The sequence below is a fragment of the Phyllobacterium sp. SB3 genome (genome assembly GCF_040009165.1).
GTDB lineage: Bacteria > Pseudomonadota > Alphaproteobacteria > Rhizobiales > Rhizobiaceae > Phyllobacterium.
This window is the reverse complement of record NZ_JBDYKI010000004.1, coordinates 459,052-478,581: the sequence shown is the minus strand read 5'-3', so window position 1 is coordinate 478,581 and position 19,530 is coordinate 459,052. Positions and strand designations below refer to the sequence as shown.

The 19,530-nt window shown below is 51.8% G+C and carries 17 protein-coding genes; 5 read left to right on the top strand and 12 right to left on the bottom strand.

All coding sequences use genetic code 11. The features are described from left to right. Positions 1–46: 46 nt before the first annotated feature. Both ABKW30_RS17785 and ABKW30_RS17780 read left to right on the top strand, forming a co-directional pair. Positions 47–814, top strand: coding sequence for a protein phosphatase 2C domain-containing protein (locus tag ABKW30_RS17785; RefSeq protein ID WP_348600243.1), 768 nt, complete (start codon positions 47–49; stop codon positions 812–814). Continuing rightward, a complete protein-coding gene (locus ABKW30_RS17780; RefSeq protein WP_348600241.1) occupies positions 811–2,697 on the top strand; it encodes a protein kinase in 1,887 nt (628 codons plus the stop codon). Before ABKW30_RS17785 ends, ABKW30_RS17780 begins: the two co-directional genes overlap by 4 nt. Here ABKW30_RS17780 and tssG read toward each other — a convergent pair. The 9 genes from tssG to ABKW30_RS17735 all read right to left on the bottom strand — a co-directional run bounded on the left by tssG (position 2,694) and on the right by ABKW30_RS17735 (position 11,348). Then, the gene (tssG, locus tag ABKW30_RS17775; RefSeq protein ID WP_348600239.1) at positions 2,694–3,701 is read right to left on the bottom strand and encodes a type VI secretion system baseplate subunit TssG; all 1,008 of its coding nucleotides are present in this window, start codon (positions 3,699–3,701) and stop codon (positions 2,694–2,696) included. The genes ABKW30_RS17780 and tssG overlap by 4 nt on opposite strands. Next, the gene (gene tssF / locus ABKW30_RS17770; protein WP_348600238.1) at positions 3,698–5,500 is read right to left on the bottom strand and encodes a type VI secretion system baseplate subunit TssF; all 1,803 of its coding nucleotides are present in this window, start codon (positions 5,498–5,500) and stop codon (positions 3,698–3,700) included. Before tssF ends, tssG begins: the two co-directional genes overlap by 4 nt. Continuing rightward, positions 5,493–5,984, bottom strand: a complete 492-nt coding sequence (gene tssE / locus ABKW30_RS17765; RefSeq protein WP_348600237.1) for a type VI secretion system baseplate subunit TssE — start codon at positions 5,982–5,984, stop codon at positions 5,493–5,495. Before tssE ends, tssF begins: the two co-directional genes overlap by 8 nt. A gap of 3 nt (positions 5,985–5,987) precedes the next feature. Continuing rightward, a complete protein-coding gene (locus ABKW30_RS17760; RefSeq protein WP_348600236.1) occupies positions 5,988–6,800 on the bottom strand; it encodes a type VI secretion system accessory protein TagJ in 813 nt (270 codons plus the stop codon). Further along, the gene (gene tssC, locus ABKW30_RS17755; RefSeq protein ID WP_348600235.1) at positions 6,800–8,242 is read right to left on the bottom strand and encodes a type VI secretion system contractile sheath large subunit; all 1,443 of its coding nucleotides are present in this window, start codon (positions 8,240–8,242) and stop codon (positions 6,800–6,802) included. Before tssC (ABKW30_RS17755) ends, ABKW30_RS17760 begins: the two co-directional genes overlap by 1 nt. A gap of 147 nt (positions 8,243–8,389) precedes the next feature. Continuing rightward, entirely contained in the window at positions 8,390–9,871 is a 1,482-nt protein-coding gene (gene tssC, locus ABKW30_RS17750) for a type VI secretion system contractile sheath large subunit (RefSeq protein WP_348600234.1), read from the bottom strand. Beyond that, positions 9,872–10,393 (bottom strand): type VI secretion system contractile sheath small subunit, encoded by a 522-nt coding sequence (gene tssB, locus ABKW30_RS17745; RefSeq protein WP_008129253.1) that lies wholly within the window; start codon positions 10,391–10,393, stop codon positions 9,872–9,874. A gap of 227 nt (positions 10,394–10,620) precedes the next feature. Further along, positions 10,621–10,815: a hypothetical protein gene (locus ABKW30_RS17740; protein WP_348600233.1), complete on the bottom strand. Its 195-nt coding sequence runs from the start codon at positions 10,813–10,815 to the stop codon at positions 10,621–10,623. A gap of 20 nt (positions 10,816–10,835) precedes the next feature. Continuing rightward, positions 10,836–11,348 carry a GNAT family N-acetyltransferase gene (locus tag ABKW30_RS17735; RefSeq protein ID WP_348600232.1) on the bottom strand — a complete coding sequence of 171 codons (513 nt, stop codon included), beginning with the start codon at positions 11,346–11,348 and terminating at the stop codon, positions 10,836–10,838. A gap of 127 nt (positions 11,349–11,475) precedes the next feature. Between ABKW30_RS17735 and ABKW30_RS17730 the strand changes: the two genes are divergently transcribed. From ABKW30_RS17730 to ABKW30_RS17720, 3 genes are all read left to right on the top strand, one after another. Continuing rightward, entirely contained in the window at positions 11,476–12,537 is a 1,062-nt protein-coding gene (locus tag ABKW30_RS17730) for an ABC transporter ATP-binding protein (protein WP_348600231.1), read from the top strand. A gap of 125 nt (positions 12,538–12,662) precedes the next feature. Beyond that, positions 12,663–13,685 carry an extracellular solute-binding protein gene (locus ABKW30_RS17725; RefSeq protein ID WP_348600230.1) on the top strand — a complete coding sequence of 341 codons (1,023 nt, stop codon included), beginning with the start codon at positions 12,663–12,665 and terminating at the stop codon, positions 13,683–13,685. Between the two features lie 46 nt (positions 13,686–13,731). After that, on the top strand, positions 13,732–15,405 hold the full coding sequence (locus tag ABKW30_RS17720) for an iron ABC transporter permease (RefSeq protein ID WP_348600228.1): 1,674 nt from the start codon (positions 13,732–13,734) through the stop codon (positions 15,403–15,405). Positions 15,406–15,537: 132 nt separating this feature from the next. On the opposite strand, the gene ABKW30_RS17715 is transcribed toward ABKW30_RS17720, so the two are convergent. The 3 genes from ABKW30_RS17715 to tssH form a co-directional block, all read right to left on the bottom strand. Then, positions 15,538–16,071, bottom strand: a complete 534-nt coding sequence (locus tag ABKW30_RS17715; RefSeq protein ID WP_348600227.1) for an OmpA family protein — start codon at positions 16,069–16,071, stop codon at positions 15,538–15,540. Positions 16,072–16,269: 198 nt separating this feature from the next. Continuing rightward, positions 16,270–16,746, bottom strand: a complete 477-nt coding sequence (locus ABKW30_RS17710) for a type VI secretion system tube protein Hcp (RefSeq protein ID WP_348600226.1) — start codon at positions 16,744–16,746, stop codon at positions 16,270–16,272. A 67-nt stretch (positions 16,747–16,813) separates the two neighbouring features. Next, positions 16,814–19,471, bottom strand: coding sequence for a type VI secretion system ATPase TssH (gene tssH, locus ABKW30_RS17705; RefSeq protein WP_348600225.1), 2,658 nt, complete (start codon positions 19,469–19,471; stop codon positions 16,814–16,816). Positions 19,472–19,530 lie beyond the last annotated feature (59 nt).

The window sequence follows — 19,530 nt, the reverse complement described above, 5'->3', positions numbered from 1 at the left end:
ATGCTTATGCTGATTTTCTCTTGTAAGTATGGAGCCGGCACGTTTCATGTATATTGACGGCAAGCCGCCAATCTCGGGCGAGTGGTTCAATTCCCACGGCGCTACACATACGGGGCGGGTCCGTCCGGTAAACGAGGACCGGTTTCTCGCAAAACCGTCGCACGGTATCTGGCTCGTGGCTGACGGGATGGGCGGTCATTCACATGGCGACGTCGCGGCGTCGATGATCGTGCAAGCTGCCAGCAAGATAGACCAGCAATCTACCCATGCAGGTCTCGTAGACGAGTTCATCGGGCAATTACATGGAGTGAATGAGGATATTCGCAATCTGGCTCGCGAACATGGATTGGGTGTCATGGGTTCGACCATTGTCGGGCTGCTTATCGCAGAGGGCCATTTCTCAGCAGTCTGGGCTGGTGACAGCCGCCTTTATCTCAATCGCGGAAACCGTATGACCCAACTGACCAAGGATCATTCGGAAATCCAGCAAATGATCGATAACGGGACTTTGGATGCTGCGGCTGCAGTATCCAAACGCAAGAATGTTATTTTGCATGCAGTCGGAGTTCGCGAGGTTCCTTATTTCGAAACCGTGGACGGTGAGATCAAGGAAGGTGACACATTTATTTTGTGTAGCGATGGTCTGACGGCACATTTGTCTGCGCCGGATATACAGGACATCGTTTTGTCCCTGCCAGCAGCACCTGCCTGCCAACTATTAATAGAAACTGCGTTGCAACGGGGCGGAACAGACAATGTGACGGTTGTAATCGTTGAGTATCGCGGAAATGAAATGACGGGCAAGCAGTCATGACTGACGATACCGGTAAAAGCGCGGGTAGCATCAAACCCGGAACCCGGCTGAATGACATTTACGAAGTCACCGCGCTATTGGCGGTGGGCGGCATGTCTGAGGTTTATAAGGGGCATAATATCCAGACTCTGGATGAGGTTGCCATTAAGGTGATCCTGCCGCATCTGGCCAGTGATGAGCACGTTATTTCGCTGTTCAAGCAGGAAGCATCGATCCTGAATTCCCTCGGGCACGATGCCATTGTTCGCTATCACGTTTTCTCGATAGATCGCGCTACTGGCACTGCTTATCTGACGATGGAACTGGTCGAAGGACCGTCATTGTACGAGCGGATAAAGGAGCGGCCTCTCAGTTTGGCAGAAGCCGCCAAGCTTATCAGCCGGATAGCATCAGGTTTAAAAATTGCACATGGTCGCGGTGTCATCCACCGCGACATCTCGCTGGATAATATCATCTTGTCCGGCGGGAATGTCGAAGGCGCCAAATTGATCGATTTCGGGATTGCCCGTCTGGGCATTGGCGGCGACAGAACGTTGCTGGCCGGGAGCTTCGCAGGCAAATACAACTATGTTTCGCCCGAACAGCTAGGGTTGTTTGGCGGCGAAGTCCATGAACCCAGTGATATTTATAGTCTTGGATTGGTTTTTGCAGCCGCGCTGCGGGGTAAGCCCATCGATATGACGGGCACCCACGCGGATGTTGTGCGCAAGCGGCAATCCATTCCCGATCTTTCGACGATCCACCCTGCAGCGCGATCCATCATTCAGCGAATGCTGCAGCCCAATCCTGCACTCCGGCCCAAGAAAGAAGAAATCATTGATGCTCTGAGGCCAATGATTCCGACCAGCAAAGAGCCCACTTTGCGCCGCTCCGGTGGTCTGGCAGGCAATACTCCATTAGCCGGTTCCAGTCAGAACGCGACAACGCAGGGAGGAGCAGGCAAATGGCTGGGTTTTGGGCTCCTGTTTCTCATCGCGGTTGGCCTCGGTTGGTACGGCTACAACAATCAGGCATTGATCCAATCTTATCTCGCCGCGACCAAAGAGCCGGTGCAAGCGCCTGCCGGCAAATCTGATTTCAAACTGGACGCAGATCCTGGCAGTGCGCCGCCCACGCCTGTGTTACCTGAGCCACCGCAACCGTCTGCTGAATCTCCAAAGCAGGAAACGCCTGTAGCCCAGCCCAAGCCTGAAACGCCACAAAAGGCTGAAGAGCCTGCACCACCCGTGACCAAACCCGCCGAACCGATGGCAGAACCGGAAAAGCCTGCGAATGATACTCCACAGGTCGCCTTAAACGAGCAGGACTGGGTAAAGCAATTTTCCGGCGGCCCATGTTTTTTCGCCAATAGCGCTAAAACAGCACCCGAAAAGATCAATATTGAAGGTTTTGCGCCAAGGGTGGAGCCATTCTACGAGATGGAAAGAGCGTTCCGCGACGCCTTCAAATACGAGCCTACGATCCATGTGCGTCAGGTTTCCGCTGCTCAATGTGAGGCAGTTGCCTATCTCGCAGAAACCGATGCAAATTCTGGTCAACCGATCATTTCAATGAAAAATGAAGTGTTGCAAGCGGGCGAACCGCTCATTGCAACAGTGAGCGGCGTTGAGAATGGCCAGCTCCATGTTTTGCTGGTTCGTAGTGATGGCGGAGTCGACGTTGTGGACACAAAACGCGGCGCTGATGGTGCTCTGGCGATTAATCTCAAATTGGCCGCACCCGCTAAGCAAGCATCTGCGCCTTATATGCTTATCGCTGTTCAGTCAGATGAAAAGCTCGATATAAAGGCCGACAAGGATGTCTTCAAAGCGTTGGCATCCGCTTCCCAACAAATGAAAATCAAACCGATTGTCACGGTAAAGTACTTCCGGCAGCAGGGCTAACTTGCAGTTTGGACGATTTTGTCGGGGTCAAAAACCGCGTCTGCGCTATTCTCAGCGGCAGGGGCTTGCCGCACCCAAAGATCCCAGCCAAGTCGTCCGACTGGTGAACCACCATGCAGGCGAGCTTCGGGAACATCTTCTTTTGCCAGGATCAATTGTATTTCGAATGAGAGCGATGGTCCGCAATAGAGCCGGATAAGCTCAGTAAGTTCGGCAAATTTTTTCTGGGCGGGCATCAGTGACAGATACTCCCCGTAGCGAAGAGGACCGATAGAAACCCGAATCGCACTTCTACGGTCAGCATAAGACGAACCGGCAATGGCAGTTACGCCCAATAAGGCATTCTCTCTTGCGCCACTGCCCAGCTGTGTTTGTTCCGAGATATCGACAGGTAGCCAGCGCTTCTGGAATTGATGCACGGTTACTTCGTATCCGAGAAACTCGGCAAGCATGAGTCTCAGATTTGTGGCAGTGCGCCGTTGATTGGCGAAAAACCCGGAGAAGTAGAGCGGCACCTCCGGTGCGATGACAAGTTGATCAACCAGTTTTGGAGAAGCAAGACCCAGAAGAGCATATATGCTCCGCGTCACCTTGTTTTTTGGGCCAATTCCAAAAAGCTGGATCAGGCTGGACAGTCGGTACTTTCGCGAACTTGCGAAGAACAACTCGCGCAACTCTGCGGCAAAAATCTCCAGGAAGTCAAAATAGCTTGAGCTGCGCAGTCGTTTCTCATCGAGAGCACGGTCGGTGTAGACGGCAGGCAATGCTGCTACCGGGCCGACAAATCCGATATAACTGGCGTGGATACTGACTTTCTCTCCCCTGTTTTCAGCTGAGGAAAGTGCCGTAGCCACATGACTATTCGTAGCGTGAGATGTCAACGCCACTGCAGAAGTGGCCTTATCGCCCGCCAGCTCAAGCAATAATTGTGCAGCGTCCGGATCAAACAGGTGCGGTTCAGCCTTGAGCCGATCAATCAAAGAGCTTGGAGCGATCTCACTCAAAGCAGCACCTCTTCGGCGGTGCGTGGCGGGAATCTAACAACGGGCAGGGCAAGTCCGCTGAGCCGTATTGTAAGGCGGGAAAATGTATTGATCGAAGCGTACAGCCCGAAAAAGTGCGACAGCACCGATCCAAAAAGGTAGGCTTGACCTCGATCCATGAAGGCATCGGTAAACTCGACCGTGACATCAACACCGCTGGCAATGGTTCCATCACTCAATCGTGCAGTGGCTTTGCGGCTCGTGACTGATGCAATCGCTTCGATCATTGATCGCATTTCCGGTGATCGTCTGAAATCATAAAGCCGCAGCATGCTCTTTAGTATTTCCGGATCGCCACTGGTCAGCGGCAGGTGGTTCAACGAAAGATGCGAGATGAGCTTCCAATAGGACTCACCTTCAGATTCGAAACGGTGCGTATGTGTGGGAGGGAGCAGGCAATTGATTTTGCCGATCTCCCCGACTTTGGATTGGGCGCTGAAATAAGGTTGTCCGCCACCAAACGGCAGTAACTCCGGCAGGCCCCGGTTCAGGCAAAGCGCATCAATAGAGGCTACCAGATGATCTTCGGGTGTAGTGGGGTCGAGGTTCATATCCACAAAGCGAATCTTTGCCTTGAAGGATTTGCTGTCGTCATCGATCTCGCGCTTATATTGCCAGAACATGTCGGCATTTTTTTCATTGGATTGCTTTTTCCTGCCAAAGAAAGGCGGCACCTCTTTGCGGTTGCCCTTCTGGTCGGAAATATCGACCCGTTCTATGGCGTAAATTTCCCGAGTGGAGTTGTAACGGGCATCCGGGAGCAAATCATATTCATTCTGGGTATGGTTTACCGAGATAGGCTCAGCACGCTGCTCAAAGAGGTTGATGACTGGCGTGCAATGCAGATCAAAGCTCGTCAGATCAACAGCTTTCGTCAAGGCATTGGCTGGGGTATCGAGGTAGAAGAAAATGTGAAACTCACTGCCTTTCATTCCTGACAGAAACGATTTCAGTCCCTTCAGCTCGAAAAACAGGAACTTTTCCGGCAGCGCGAAAAACTCGGCGAGAAGACGAAAGCCGGGGAAGCTTCTGTTGGAGTAAGGCAACATACGTCTGTCATGCTCGAAGCCGAGTGGCTTCAGCGCATTAGGTGGGAGGCGAAGTGCTGCTTTGTCTTCCCTGTGGCGCCCAATCGCGATGCCCAAAGTATGATTGAAAAGAAGTTCGTATAGTGCGGCGCCCGTTACAAACGGTGCTTTTATGAAGAACGTCAGTTCGTCAAGGTTAAGTTCAGCAATACTTGTAACGGGGCCGGTTGTCTTGATACTGAACGAGAGACATGACATTGGCGCGAGATCTGGCACTGGCGGTGCCACATAAGGCGGTTGCGCCAGCTTGCAATCAGTCAGAGCGACGGGGCTTAATGCCAGGGACTGTGTTGTCGTGAACCGGCACGTATCACCACGAACTGGCTCTGAATCGACAATCATACCCCGTGGCAGTTCAATCGTTTCATCCTGCTGGTCGGAAGGATTGAACTTGAGAATAGACATCGACGGTATCTGCGCCAAATAGTGCGGATAAAGCGATTCCAGCAGCGTTTCTGTAAGCTCCGGAAAGTCATCATCCAGCTTCTGCCGGACGCGCGCTGCACTATAAGCAAACCCCTGTATGAGCCGCTCGACATGAGGATCGTCGACAGCTTCCGGGGTGAGGCGTAGACGCCCGGCAACCTTGGGATGCTGATGGGCAAAAACTGAAGCACGTTTGCGTAGCGCACCAAGCTCCCGGTTGTACCAAGCAAGAAAGCGGTTAGCCATGATGGGCGCCGCCAATCATGAAATGCCGGGTTGTCGGGTCCAGGGAAGTATCGAACACAATCGGCTCTATACCGTCCGGAAAGAGCATTTCTGCTTCGATGCGCAAATCCAGAACACGGTCCTGGTCGTTTCTATTTCTGCCCAGCCCAACCTGAACCTGAGAAAGGCGAGGGTCGAATGTAACGATCACTTTCCTGATGGCTTCTGCAAGACGCAAACGCTGTTCGGTTGTCGCCAGCATCAAGCCATGAAAACCGGCAGTGCCAAATCTTAAAAGGCTTGTATGTAGTTCTTCAAATTCTTTTTCGATGGAATGAGGCCATTGCTGTGCGTTCAGTAGTGCTTCTATGTCCTTTCGGACGCTTTCGCGGATATTATTGATCTTCTGGCGCGGAGTTGTGGGCTGATCGGCCAACATATCCGGGTCATGATCCATCAGACGATCAAGTACCGATTCAAATGATATCCTGCTGCTTACTGCCATGTTCTAACTTGCCACTGCGGGAATGAATTCTATCGAGCCAATGTCGAGAATTCCGAGTACGTCGTCATCTGCCAGCAAGCATTTTTGTCCTTTGCCTGCGTAGAGCCCGCTGCCAGATTCTACCCAATCGGTTTCACGGCCAAGTTTCATAGCGTCATCCGCATCTCGGGAAAAATAGGTTGCCGGCATGACAATCTCGGACTGGGACTCGTCGCGAAGCGTGAGCAGCGCATTACGCCAAGTCAGGTCGCGCACACTTTGAATGGGATGAAAATCTAGGCGGCCAATGCGGTTAAAGTCGATCCACATATATGTGCCGTTCGTATGGAAAATTTCGATGGCATGCGGAATACGATCATCGAGGTCACGAAACGCGTTCACCGTACGGCCGTCGATTTTGACAGAACCCTCGAAGACGTTTTCGGGGAAAGATTCTGGCGCTTCACCGTTTTTTCCGCCCGATTTCTTGTCAAATACAAGCGCGTTTTTCATTGCCACTTGATCACGTTCGCTTGGGCCCTCAGGAAAAGCTGGGATTGCTCCCGTTTCAAACCATGCGGCGCGCGCATCTGCGGCGCGAAGTCGTCCGCGGAGCATTGCAAGGCCAAGCGCCAGATCCGGCACAGTGTTCGACAATATCGCAGCTTGCTTGTCGGCACGCTCGAAATCGCCACTGACAATCAACAGGTCTATGAGCAAGCGGCGCGCCAAAGCGTCTGTCGGGTTTTGCTTAACTGCGGCTAGTCCAGCGTCGACCGCTCCACGAAGATCTCCGGCATCGATGAGCGCCGAAACGCTGTTTGTTTCACCCGTCATTATACTTTACCTCTGGTGGACTGTTCGGATTTGCTGTTCATATCGGCGAGTAGCTGGAAGCTCGCGGTAACATCGTCCAGCTGAAAATGCGGTTGCAAGCGCATAATACAACCGTAGACACCAGGGCGCCCCGGTATCTCACGCACTTCAACGGAAGCGGACCGCAATGGATGACGTGCTTTCATCGTTGCATTGGCATCATCATTGCCGATGCAATAGGTGGAGAGCCATTTTTCCAGCGTATCCCGCAAGCTGTTCGATGTTGCGATCTGACCAACATTTTCGCGCATGATCATTTTGAGATAGTGCGCGAAGCGGCAGGCACACAGCACATATTGAAGCATTGACGCGATACGGGCATTACGGTTCGCGATATCTGAATCGTATCTGGCTGTCCGGTGAACTGATTGATTGGAATTGAAAACCAGATTGGGCGTATAGGGGACCGTGGCGAGCGGCATGAACCCTGCCTCACTCAATATCTGCTCTTGCGCCGGATTTAATCTCTGTTCGACGGGTGGTTGAGCGGCAAAATCATGGCGATCGGTTGAGAATGCCAGATGCGGCAGCATATCAACCAGGCCGCCACTTTTTTCGTCTTCACGAACACCGCGCAAATCTGCAAACCATCCTGACGACGCATACTCACGCAAGACGACAAAGGCGAAGGCGAATGCCGGGTTGCCCCAAAGCAGGTTATCTCCTTTAGCATCTATTTCCTCGCGAAAGCGAAAGCCATCCTGACGGCTGATATCATTGCTCTTATAGGGACTGCGAACAAGAATGCGGGGCAGGGCTAACCCGAGGAATCGCGTATCGGCTGCCTGCCGTAGCCTATTCCAACGCGGTGCGCGGTTTGGTTTCAGGAGGAATGTCAGGTCTGGCATGCGATCTAGATCGGTGTAGCTTTCCATTTCGAAAAGAGAGGGGTGAGCAGCGCAAATGAAAGGTGAGAAAGCCGCCGCTGCGATACTTGCGACACTCTCAATAACGGAAAGGTCATTGGTTTTTGTGGCAGGATTTATGCCGTCAGCAATAGTGTAATCGCCTATGAGCAGACCATAAGGCTGGCCACCCGGCATATCGAATTCTTGCGAGTAGATAAGTTCGAATAACCGACTTTGATCGAAATCCGCAGCGCGCTCGATATCCCGCGCAATCTCTTTCCATTTTGCCGAAAATATCCGAATTTGGACCGGACTGGTGCTTACCGGCATCCATACGAGGCGCAAGAGATTCCGCCAGACTGCTTCCAACCGCTGAAATTCAGGATGGTGAATAATCCGATTGACCTGTTTCGCAAGGCTATCGTCAATAGCATCGATCAGGCAGTCAATCTGATAGCGGATATCAGTGTTTGCATGCGGTGCTGACGTGGCAGCCTTTGCAAAGGACTGACGGGTCTCGTACTGTTTTGAAGTTACAAGACTTTCGGACGCCACGAAATCATCACTCCTGATATCCGAAAGTAGTATCGGAAGAAAGACCGCCTAACACATTGGAATAAAGGTAAAAACCCTTGGTTCGTTTGTGCGAGGCGGTCGGTACAACAATAATAGTCTGCCTGATGCCGGAGTATGGCGGCAGGCCTAGTTTCGTGCCTTGGGAATACGTGCAACCATCCGCAGGGATGTTGTCAGTTCTTCCATCTGCAGCCAAGGACGAAGCCAAGCAATGGCTTCGTAAGAGCCGGGGCTGCCAGCCACTGCCTTAACCTCTACGCGCGCATCCCGTAACGGATATGCGGCGCGATTTTCCGGCCCTGCATCATCATTGGCGTTGACGTAATTGTTGATCCAACGATTGAGCCAGGCTTGGCAATCTTCGGCTTCCATGAAGGAGCCGATCTTGTCGCGTCCAATGACCTTCAGGTAATGCGCAAACCGGGATGTCGCCATCATGTAAGGCAAGCGCGCGGAGATTGCTGCGTTTTCAGTAGCTTCCGGCCGGTCATATTTTGCCGGCTTATGCGTGGTCTGCGCACCGAAAAACACGGCATAATCTGTGTTTTTATAGTGGCAGAGCGGCAGGAAGCCAAGTTTCCCGAGTTCCGCATCGCGGCGATCCGTAATGCCGATTTCGGTCGGGCATTTCGTATCGGTGTCGCCATCATCACTCTGGAAAATATGAACCGGCAAGGATTCAACCTTACCACCATTTTCAGCACCGCGGATTGCCGTGCACCAGCCATTCTTGGCAAAAGCGTCGGTAAGGCGCGAACCAAGAATATAGGACGCATTGGACCAGCAGTAATTATTGTGATCCATTTCCTTATCGCCGAACTTGATGGCTTCGTTGTAATCGAACTCATCGATGGTCAACGTTTCCGGACCGAAGGGCAGGCGTGTCAAAACACGTGGCATTGTCAATGTCACAAAGCGGGAATCACTGCTCTCACGGAATGAGCGCCACTTGATGTATTCCTTGGTCTGGAAGATTTTTTCCAGATCGCGAGGCTTCGACAGTTCGGTAAAGTCATCGAACCCGAAAAGCGTCGGGCCAGCAGCAGCGATGAATGGAGCGAAGGCCGCCGCAGCAACTGAACTCATGTTCTGCAGCGCTTCGATGTCTTCAAACGAATTTCCGAACTCGTAATCGCCTACCAATGCGCCGAAGGGTTCACCACCGGCGATGCCAAATTCGCTTTCGTAGATCGTTTTAAAAATCTTGCTCTGATCGAACTCGACAGCTTTAGACAGATCGCGTGAAAGCTCGCGTTTGCTGACATTGAGCACGCGGATTTTGAGGTTTGCACTCGTTTCGCTGTTATAAACGAGATAGCGCAGACCGCGCCAACTGCCTTCCAGCTTACGAAAATCTTCATTGTGCATAATCTCGGCGACCTGCGTGGATAGCAGTTCGTCGATCTTCTTGATCGCATTGTTGATCGTGACAGAGAGGTTGCGGTTATAGGAAACCGTGCCTTTCAATGCTTCGCTTGTCAGCGTGCGCAGCAGTTGTTCAGTGCGGTCAGCAGAGGTTTGTTTGGTAGCGGAGATTGCTTCGTCGAGCAGGCTCTCCTTGACGACAGTCGTCGTAGTGCCTTGCGATGCGCTCTTTGAGGTCGCCATTTATTTCGTCCCTTTTTCGCTGCCGGGATTGCGTTCGTCGAGTTCAGCGGCGAGCTTTTTCAGATCTGTCTGGTTCTGCAGGATGCGCTCGAGGAGCACCTCAAGATTTTCAGAACGATCAGCTTTGGTCAAAAGGTCACGTAGCTGGTTGCGTGCTTCGAGCAGCGATTTGAGGGCAGGAACCTGCTCAACGATGGAACCCGGTTCAAAATCCTCGAGCTTCTCGAACTTGAGAGCAACCGCCATTTCACGGCCTTTGCCTTCAAGCGTATTCTCAACGCGGATGTTTAGTCCCGGTGTCATGCGGCGCATGACGTCGTCAAAATTGTCCCGATCTATCTGGACAAATTTGCGCTCGCCGAATGGCTTCAGCGGGTCTGTCGGATTGCCGGAAAAGTCGCCGAGAACACCCACCACGAACGGCAGTTCCTTCTCGACAACCGCACCTTCGGTTTCAACCTCGTACTTGATGTGTACCCTCGGCTTGCGGACTCTTTCGAGTTTGTCGTGAACGCTGGCCAATTGATGCCTCCTGCCTATGTGTGCTTCTAAGAAGTGGGGGGATTATTGCAAACCCTTTGTAGTTAGCAACTATTTTCTCAACCGAGGGTTACTAGCGGTTGTACTGTAGATCAAGGGTAATGTCTCGTCGATCTATAATCAGCATGCATAAGTTCCATAATCTATCTTATCTGATCTTTGGATATAGCCGCAAAGTTGAAGTGTCCTGTTTCTGCAAAGTTGGAATGTCACACTCCCCGCGCCTGAATGATGTCTGGGACAATGCGATCAATCTCATGTGCTTCGCGCAACTGTCCATTTTTATCCCAAACGGCATCGTCCACCGAATAAACCGGCAGTTGCAATTGAAGCCCGAGCTTCTTGGCCAGCCGGGTTTTACCGGAACCCGGCCCACCGATGATCATGATTTTCGATATTATCATTACCCAATGGACCGTGAATATCAGACGTTGCTGGTGTTTGGATGTCTGAAGACCAGATCATTCGGGTCGTCGCGAACCGCATTTACATCCAGCTGCGCCCCCAGCTTTTCAGCGAGTCTTCGTGATTTGATGTTGTTCGGGTCCATATAGCTAACCAAGGTTTTCAATCTGCGCGTTTGAAATGCCCAATTACGCAGTGCCTGCGCGGCTTCAAAAGCATAACCCTTACCTTCAGAGCCGGAATAAACGAACCACCCGAGTTCGCACTCTGGAAACAGAGGACCGTGATTGATTCCGACTTGTCCATGACAAACACCTGTGCCTCGATCCTCGATCATCAGCGCACCGTGCCCCATCAGCGACCATTGCGCTACATCGTGACAGAATATGCCCCATGCGACTTTGGTGGAGTAAGGTCCTCCCATGTATTCAGATCGTTGGGAATGCATCAACTCCACATAAGCCGGCCAATCTTCAAGCTTTATCGGGCGAAGTGACAGCCGTTCGGTTTGAATAGTCGGAATATCAGTCATCTTATGCTCCGGTACACAAAAGAATCGAAAGGAATTGCTCACTATCACGGGCTTGCATCATTTGCATTTCGTCGAGATTTAGCCGATCAAGTCAGCACGCTACGGCAGCAGACGGAGACAGACAAAGATGAGCACAATGACAGCAACACGCGAAGAAACGATACTTCAGCTCAATGCTGTCAGCAGAAACTTCGGTGGAGTCGATGCACTTAAAGATATAACGCTGTCGATCCAAACCGGTGAAATAATCTGTCTTGCCGGTCATTCCGGCTGCGGCAAGTCTTCGCTTCTAAGAATTATTGCAGGCGTTGACCGGCCTGACAGTGGTGTTCTTTCCATGCACGGTCAGGAAATCGCCGGCCCGAGTTATTTCGTGGAGCCTGAAAAGCGCAAGATTGGTTTTGTATTTCAAGACTATGCACTTTTTCCCCATTTAACGGCCGAGCAAAACATACTGTTTGGTTTGAAGGCGTTGCCGAAGCAGCTTGCTGCCAGCCGTGCCCGAGAGGTAATCGAGCATGTCGGCATCGCTTCGCTTGTCAAACGCTACCCGCACATGCTTTCCGGCGGTGAACAGCAGCGTGTTGCCTTGGCACGTGCCCTCGCCCCCAACCCTGACATCCTGCTCATGGACGAGCCATTCTCCAGTCTCGATTCCGGATTGCGTCAAAAAGTGCGGGATGAAACTTTCCGGTTACTGCGCCAGTTGGGTACGACGGTGATCATGGTGACTCACGATCCCGAAGAAGCGCTATCTAGTGGCGACCGCATCGTGCTCATGCGCAATGGTCAAATCGTGCAGACAGGAACAGGATATGATCTCCATGATAGACCGAATTCGCCTTACGCCGCCGATTTCTTCGGAGAGTTTAACAAGATACCCGGCATTTACCGCGATTCCCATATCGAAACAGTTTTGGGGACGTATGCTTGCAAGAAAGCACTTGCAGACGGCAGCGCTGCCCTCGCCTATGTGAGGCCGCAAGCCATTACGGTAAGCACTGACAAGGGACAACCAACCGGCAAGATTGCTGCACGGGTGTTTCTTGGCGATGTGGAACAGTTGACGATCAATATTGCAGGATTGACCAAACCGCTGCAGGTAAGAACCACGGAGCGCTTTCCCCCCACAACCGAGTATGTAGGTATCACAGTAAAATCAGAGGGGTTGATCATATTTGCCGCATAACAACCTATGGTTTAAACCAGTTCAACATTTCGTGATAAACACCTGATCCACCTGTTAAAACTTGATAAAACTCCTCAAGTATGGTTTCCCCTTGAACGTTATTTTCTTTTTTCTAGGGGGTTAAAATGCGTTCAAACAATATAGCGAAATCAATTGCATTGGCAGGGACGTTGGCGTTCGCTGGCGGCGCGGCATCGGCCGCGGAACTCAATATCTACACCACACGTGAACCCGGACTGATCCAACCGCTGCTTGACTCTTTCAAAGCAGCCACCGGCACCACGGTCAACACGGTTTTCCTGAAAGATGGATTGGCTGAGCGCGTTGCCAGCGAAGGAACAAGCTCACCCGCCGACATTCTCATGGCGGTCGATGCAGGCAATCTTGTTGATCTGGTGGATAAGGGTGTTACGCAGCCAATTGAATCCAAGGTTCTGACGGATGCCATTCCTGAAGCCTTGCGCGATCCTAAGGGCAACTGGTTCGGCCTTTCCCTGCGTGCTCGCGTGCTATACGCGGCGAAGGATGTCGATCTGTCCAGCTTCAACTATGAAGACCTCGCTGATCCGAAATGGAAGGGTAAGATTTGCATTCGTTCCGGTCAGCACCCTTATAACACAGCACTCGTTGCCAGCTATCTGGCGCATTACGATGCAGCCGAGACTGAAAAGTGGCTTACCGCCGTTAAAGGCAACCTTGCCCGCAAGGCAGCTGGTGGCGACCGCGATGGTGCCAAGGATATCCTTGGTGGTATCTGTGATATCGCCGTGGCAAACTCCTATTATGTCGGCCTGATGCGCTCCGGAAAGGGCGGCGAAGAGCAGGTTGCATGGGGTAATGCAATCAAGGTCGTGCTTCCAACCTTCAAGAACGGTGGAACGCAGGTCAACATCAGCGGTGCGGCGGTCGCAAAAAATGCCCCTAACAAGGCTGAGGCCATCAAGCTGCTTGAGTATCTTGTTTCTGACGAAGCTCAGAAGCTCTATGCCGAAGCCAATTTCGAGTATCCGGTAAAGACTGGCGCAACGGCAGACCCGATCATTGCATCCTTCGGCGAACTCAAGATTGATTCAACACCTTTGACAGAAGTTGTGAGCCATCGCAAAGAGGCGAGTGAGCTTGTAGACAAAGTTGGTTTCGACAACTAATCAAAAGCAAGCGCCCGGTTTCACGGGCGCTTGCCACCTACTTTGATTGGACGCCAGTTTGAACATCCCGTTAGCAAAAAGCCGGCGGCGCAGCATCAGCGCATCGGGATGGATTGTTTCGGCAGCAATTGTAGCAATTCTGGTCCTCCTACCCATTTTAGCGCTTGCGTTCCAAGCGATTCAGGGCTCCGTCGGGTTGTGGTCGCACCTGCTTGCAACCACCCTGCCCGACGCACTGGCAGATACACTTATTTTACTTTGTGGGGTGGGCATTCTCGTCGCCGTTCTTGGCACGGGAGCAGCTTGGCTTGTAACTGCCTACGATTTTCCGGGCAGGCGTATGTTAGAGTGGGCGCTTATTCTACCATTGGCAGTGCCCACCTATATCATAGCCTATGCTTATCTGGATATTCTGCATCCGATAGGTGTCGTACAGGGCGCAATTCGATGGGGGCTCGGCTTCTCCAGCCCACGCGAATTCCGGTTGCCGGACATACGGAATATGACGGGCTGCATCATCCTTCTCGGATTCGTGCTGTATCCTTATGTTTACATTCCCACGCGTGCACTGTTTCTTATGCAGTCATCCAATTTGATTGAAGCGGCACGCACACTCGGTGTTTCGCGACGCCAGATATTCTGGCGGGTAGCTTTGCCCCTCGCCCGTCCCGCCATCGCGGTTGGCGTCAGTCTGGCGCTCATGGAAGCATTAAATGACATCGGTGCCTCTGAATTCCTCGGCATCCGCACACTGACAGTCTCTATCTACACAACATGGATAACGCGCGCTGATCTGCCTGGGGCTTCCCAGATTGCGCTTTCATTACTTTTCATCGTGGTTGTGTTGGTGGCTGTGGAACGCTGGGCGAGACGCGAGCAGCGCTATTCCGTTAGTGCGCAAAGAAGTCGTGTATTCGAGCCGTACCGGGTGTCATCATTGCGGGGAATATTGATGTTCTGCGTCGGACTTATCCCTGTTCTCGTAGGATTTGTTTTTCCTGCAATATATCTTGCAACAGAAGCTTGGCGACGGTTTCAGTTTGCAGGCTTGTCGCCACGATTGCTTGCGGAAGCAGCCAACACAGTGGTTTTTGCATTCACGGCTACATTGGCCACAGTGTTTCTTGGTGTTTTAATCGCCTATGTCGCTCGCCTGCGTCCCGGATCAGCTTCCACCTGGATTTTCCGACTGTCGACGATCGGCTATGCAGCACCCGGCACTGTTGTTGCTATCGGAGTTCTCATCCTGCTGGCAGGACTGGATCAGATCATAGACAAGGCCGCCATCGCCTGGTTTGGCGTTTCGACCGGCCTGCTATTCATGGGATCGGGAGCAGCACTGATTTATGCCTACACGACGCGATTTCTTGCCATATCAGCAGGTGGTATGGAGGCTGGCCTGACGCGAATACCTTCATCATTCGATCATGCATCACGCACTCTTGGCCAAAGCGCCAGCGGTACATTCAGGCATGTCCACCTCCCGTTGTCGAAAGCGGCATTAACAGCTGCAGCCCTGCTTGTCTTTGTCGATTGCGTCAAAGAACTGCCTGCAACATTGCTGTTGCGACCGCTTAATTTTGAGACATTCGCGACCCATCTTTACGGCGAGGCTGCGCGAGGCACTTACGAAGAGGCTTCCATTGCAGCTCTTGCCATCGTGGCCATCGGTATATTGCCCGTTATTCTCTTATCGAGAGTAGGAAGAAGGACTTCCTGACTAGTGAAGATATACTATAGTTATGATTCACTATACTATCCAAAAACAAAAAAACCGCTGCAATGAGCAGCGGTTTTTTCGTTTCAACAATCAAATTTCCAATGCGATTCGCAAGGAACCAAGCGTCTGAAATCAGCCCTGTGGAAGAACAATACGCGTTTCAACGCGGCGATTCTCAGGCGCAAATGGATCGCTTACGCTCGGATGACGCTTGCCAAATCCTTCAGCTTTCAAGCGCTCAGCCGAAACACCAAGGCCTTCCAGATAAGCCGAAACAGACTGGGCGCGGCGCATCGACAAGGTATCATTGTAAACATCGGTGCCGGTTGCATCCGTATGACCCTCAACCTGGAACGATGCAACTTTGAGAGCCTGATCATTCATAGCTTTCGCAAATTCATCCAGTGTTTGCTTGGCTTCGCCGGTCAAACGATCAGAATTAAGCTCGAAAGTCACCTTCATGTTCAATGGTGAAGCGGCTTCATTTACAAGCTGTTTCGCGCATTCCTGTTCAGTACCGACGCAAATCGCACGGGCCTTTCCGAGTTCAGCAGATTTGATGAAATGCTCAACTATGGCTTCTGATTTATACGCAGGATCTGCAAAAGATGGCGCAGCAAAGCTTACCAAAAGTGCCGCCGCCGAAACAGAAAGGAGCAATCGCATAGTTATTCCTCTTCATGGGCCTGTAAGTTGTAACGAGTTGCATTCAGAATAAATTAACCAAGGCGTTTATTCAAGCAAAGCTTCACATGTAAAAAAACATTCATATCAACGTCATGCGTGTCGCACTTGTCATGGATTCTGACAGCTTACAAAAAGCTGAAGCGGCCCAAAGGCCGCCTCGATCATCTGAAATCTGGCTTACGCTGCGCGTGTTGTAGCGAGATCGTAAGATGCAATCAGTGGCGACTGCGGCATATGGTTGTTGTCGTATGGCGTGTACTTCACTTCCATTTTCGTGAAGTTCAAACGCAATGTTTCAATCGGGCGATCACCATTGGAATCCACCGAATAATTCGCGATCAATGTATTAGTTAGAATGTATTCGATGTAAGTATCACCAGGATTTCCAGTGGTTACCAGATGAATGGTAGCTTTCTTTCCAGTACGGCCAGCACAGGCTTCCTGAAAAAGCTTTGTCGAAGATGAATCGCTAACTTTAGTTAGTACAACTTCACTAAGCGTTGGCTCTGATGCTTCGCGATTTGCTGCAGAACCCGCCGAAGTATTCATTTTACGGCCTACGTTCCAGTGGATTGCTTCAATATCCATCCAGCGCTTGTGCGTTTCGTGCGTCGCATCACCCTGAATTTGGTCAATCTGCAAGTAAATTGGCATTATCTAGCTCCTTTAGTCGGTAGGACTGACGGGATAAACCCCTCTCCGTGAATTGCCTAAGCAAAAGTTATGGCAATATATCAACCTCCCTAGCATCCTTATGTGACGGATATTCGGTTGGGTTCTTAAGTACTGTTACAGGTTCGATATCAACAATAAATCTCCCCGTCCCGTCAATACCTACACGCACAACTTCCGGATGTAAATTTTCTAAATTCAATTCCAGAATACTTCGTGAGAGTTTTGGCAGTAACTCGCGGGAGATGGTTGATTCGATTGCACGGGCACCTGTCTCCACCGCCTTTGACCGATCAATCAGTGCCTGTGTCGCTTCGTCCGAGACGATCAGCTCTGCTTTGTAGGCATCGCGCAGACGCTTGCTCACCTTGGCGATTTGCAACTTGACGATAAGTGCGAGCACAGTTTCATCAAGCGGCTTATATGGCACTACGGTCACACGGCCGAGGAAGGCAGGCTTGAACTGGCCAAGCAATTCAGGCTGCAGCATATCTACCAATGCCTGCCCTTCCGGCATTGTATCAGGGTCTGCTGCAAGCGCGGTCAGCGTGTTTGTGCCGGTATTGGCAGTCATCAGTATGGTTGTGTTCTTGAAATCGATATCGCGACCTTCACCATCTTTCAGCATTCCCTTGTCGAAAACCTGATAGAAAATATCCTGCACCCCGGGGTGTGCCTTATCGATCTCGTCCAGCAAAAGTACGCCATAGGGACGCTTGCGGACTGCTTCTGTCAAAATGCCGCCCTCACCGTATCCGACATAACCTGGAGGCGAACCAAGCAAAAGGGAGACCTTATGTTCTTCCTTGAACTCCGACATATTGATGATCGTAAGGCTTTGATCGCCACCATAAAGCGTGGAAGCGAGCGCAAGTGCCGTTTCGGTTTTACCCACGCCAGATGTGCCTACCATGAGGAACACACCAGGCGGGCGCCTGTCATCACCCAGACTTGCACGAGCTGTGATCATGGCATCGGAGATCAACGTGATAGCCTGATTTTGACCTACAACGCGCTCTTGCAAACGCGCCTCAAGTGATTGAACAGCTTCGACAAGACTGCGGACCAGACGACCTACAGGAATACCGGTCCAGCGCGCAGTTACCGCTGCAACGGTTTCCCTGTCGACAACGCGGTGAATAAGCGGAGACTCTCCCTGCAAGGCACGCAACTCTTTCTCAAGCAGCGCAAGCTTCGGCCTGTTTTCCGGCTCGGCGAAGCCAATTTCTACCTCGTCCGCATTGGCGACAAGTGCCTTTTCCTGTTCCAGTCTTGTCGTGAAGGCCTTTGCGCTGGCCTGCAAGCTTGTAAGTTGTTCATCTATTTCAACCAGCCGTTCACCGGCGACTGAGGTATCAGGCTCGAGTTCAATCCGTGTTTTTTCGAGATTAAGCAGATCAATTGCCCGGTTCGCATCCTCGATTTGGGCAGGGACAGTCGCGCGGGAGATGGAAACCGCCGCTGCTGCTGTGTCAATCAAGCTGACAGCCTTATCCGGAAGCTGCCTCCCCTGAATATAGCGCATGGATAGCGATACCGCCGCCCTTATGGCTTCATCGCGTATCTTGACCCCATGATGCTTTTCCAGAGCGGGAACAAGGCTGCGCACCATGCGAACTGCTGTTTCTTCGTCCGGCTCATCTACTTTAACCACCTGAAAGCGACGCGTAAGCGCAGCATCGCGTTCGAAATACTTCTTGTATTCGCCCCAAGTGGTAGCGGCCACGGTACGCAGTTCGCCGCGGGCTAAAGCAGGCTTGAGCAAATTAGCGGCGTCACCCTGCCCGGCTTGCCCACCCGCCCCGACCAGGCTGTGGGCCTCATCAATGAACAGGATGACTGGAACGGGCGACGCTTTCACATCGTCAATGACGCCCTTGAGACGCCGTTCAAACTCGCCTTTTACACCCGCTCCAGCTTGCAAAAGACCAAGATCGAGCGTGAGCAGGCGAATGTCTTTCAGCATATCCGGCACGTTGCCAGCAGCAACTTCAAGGGCAAATGCTTCGGCTATAGCCGTCTTACCAACGCCCGCCTCTCCCACAAGGATTGGATTGTTCTGCCGACGCCTTACGAGGATATCGATCAGCTGTCGAAGTTCTGCCTCACGTCCGACAACGGCGTCAATCTCACCGTTACGGGCCTGTTCCGTCAGGTCGATTGTAAATGCCGATAGGAACTCTTCGTCTCCAGTATGTACCGACGAACCTTCCGAGGCTTGAGGCCTCGCTGAAACAACCGGCTCGCTGCCGCGCTCCTCAATCTGGCGCTCGAGTTCCCCTAACCTGATATCTCTGGCCGAAGGCACGGCACTAATTGTGGTAGCGCGCAAAGTGCTGTCAGAAAGCAAAGTATGGAGAAGATCAAGAACTCCAACGCTTGAACGCCCGCTTTGCAGGGATGCTCCGATCCAAGCTTCCCGGATAACATCAATAATGCTGGTGGATATCGCTGGCGCTGAAGTGTTGTCACGCGGATAACGTTCCAAAGCTTGATAAGCCTCAGCCTCGATTGAGGCCAAATCACCGCCACTCCGTTGAACAACTTCGCGAAAACGCTCGCTCTTATCGTTCAGCGCAAGCAGCCAATGTTCAATTTCAACGCTTGAATGATTATTCCTCACCGCAATGGCAACGGCTTCTTCAAGGCCTACGACTACTTCCCCGTCCAGTTTTTGAACGAGCCGTCTGAGATCCAGTTTTGGCATGAAATAAAACCTGCTCCTGCTATTGCCGCGCGTACATTAGGGAAAATCAGAGTGAAAAA

Excerpts from the sequence above, each read along its gene's own strand:
- ABKW30_RS17725 (WP_348600230.1), top strand. The coding sequence starts at position 12,663 with ATGCGTTCAAACAATATAGCGAAATCAATTGCATTGGCAGGGACGTTG.
- ABKW30_RS17715 (WP_348600227.1), bottom strand. The coding sequence starts at position 16,071 with ATGCGATTGCTCCTTTCTGTTTCGGCGGCGGCACTTTTGGTAAGCTTT.
- ABKW30_RS17785 (WP_348600243.1), top strand. The coding sequence starts at position 47 with ATGTATATTGACGGCAAGCCGCCAATCTCGGGCGAGTGGTTCAATTCC.
- ABKW30_RS17730 (WP_348600231.1), top strand. The coding sequence starts at position 11,476 with ATGAGCACAATGACAGCAACACGCGAAGAAACGATACTTCAGCTCAAT.
- ABKW30_RS17710 (WP_348600226.1), bottom strand. The coding sequence starts at position 16,746 with ATGCCAATTTACTTGCAGATTGACCAAATTCAGGGTGATGCGACGCAC.
- tssE (WP_348600237.1), bottom strand. The coding sequence starts at position 5,984 with ATGGCAGTAAGCAGCAGGATATCATTTGAATCGGTACTTGATCGTCTG.
- tssF (WP_348600238.1), bottom strand. The coding sequence starts at position 5,500 with ATGGCTAACCGCTTTCTTGCTTGGTACAACCGGGAGCTTGGTGCGCTA.
- ABKW30_RS17740 (WP_348600233.1), bottom strand. The coding sequence starts at position 10,815 with ATGATAATATCGAAAATCATGATCATCGGTGGGCCGGGTTCCGGTAAA.
- ABKW30_RS17760 (WP_348600236.1), bottom strand. The coding sequence starts at position 6,800 with ATGACGGGTGAAACAAACAGCGTTTCGGCGCTCATCGATGCCGGAGAT.
- tssH (WP_348600225.1), bottom strand. The coding sequence starts at position 19,471 with ATGCCAAAACTGGATCTCAGACGGCTCGTTCAAAAACTGGACGGGGAA.
- ABKW30_RS17735 (WP_348600232.1), bottom strand. The coding sequence starts at position 11,348 with ATGACTGATATTCCGACTATTCAAACCGAACGGCTGTCACTTCGCCCG.
- tssC (WP_348600234.1), bottom strand. The coding sequence starts at position 9,871 with ATGGCGACCTCAAAGAGCGCATCGCAAGGCACTACGACGACTGTCGTC.
- ABKW30_RS17780 (WP_348600241.1), top strand. The coding sequence starts at position 811 with ATGACTGACGATACCGGTAAAAGCGCGGGTAGCATCAAACCCGGAACC.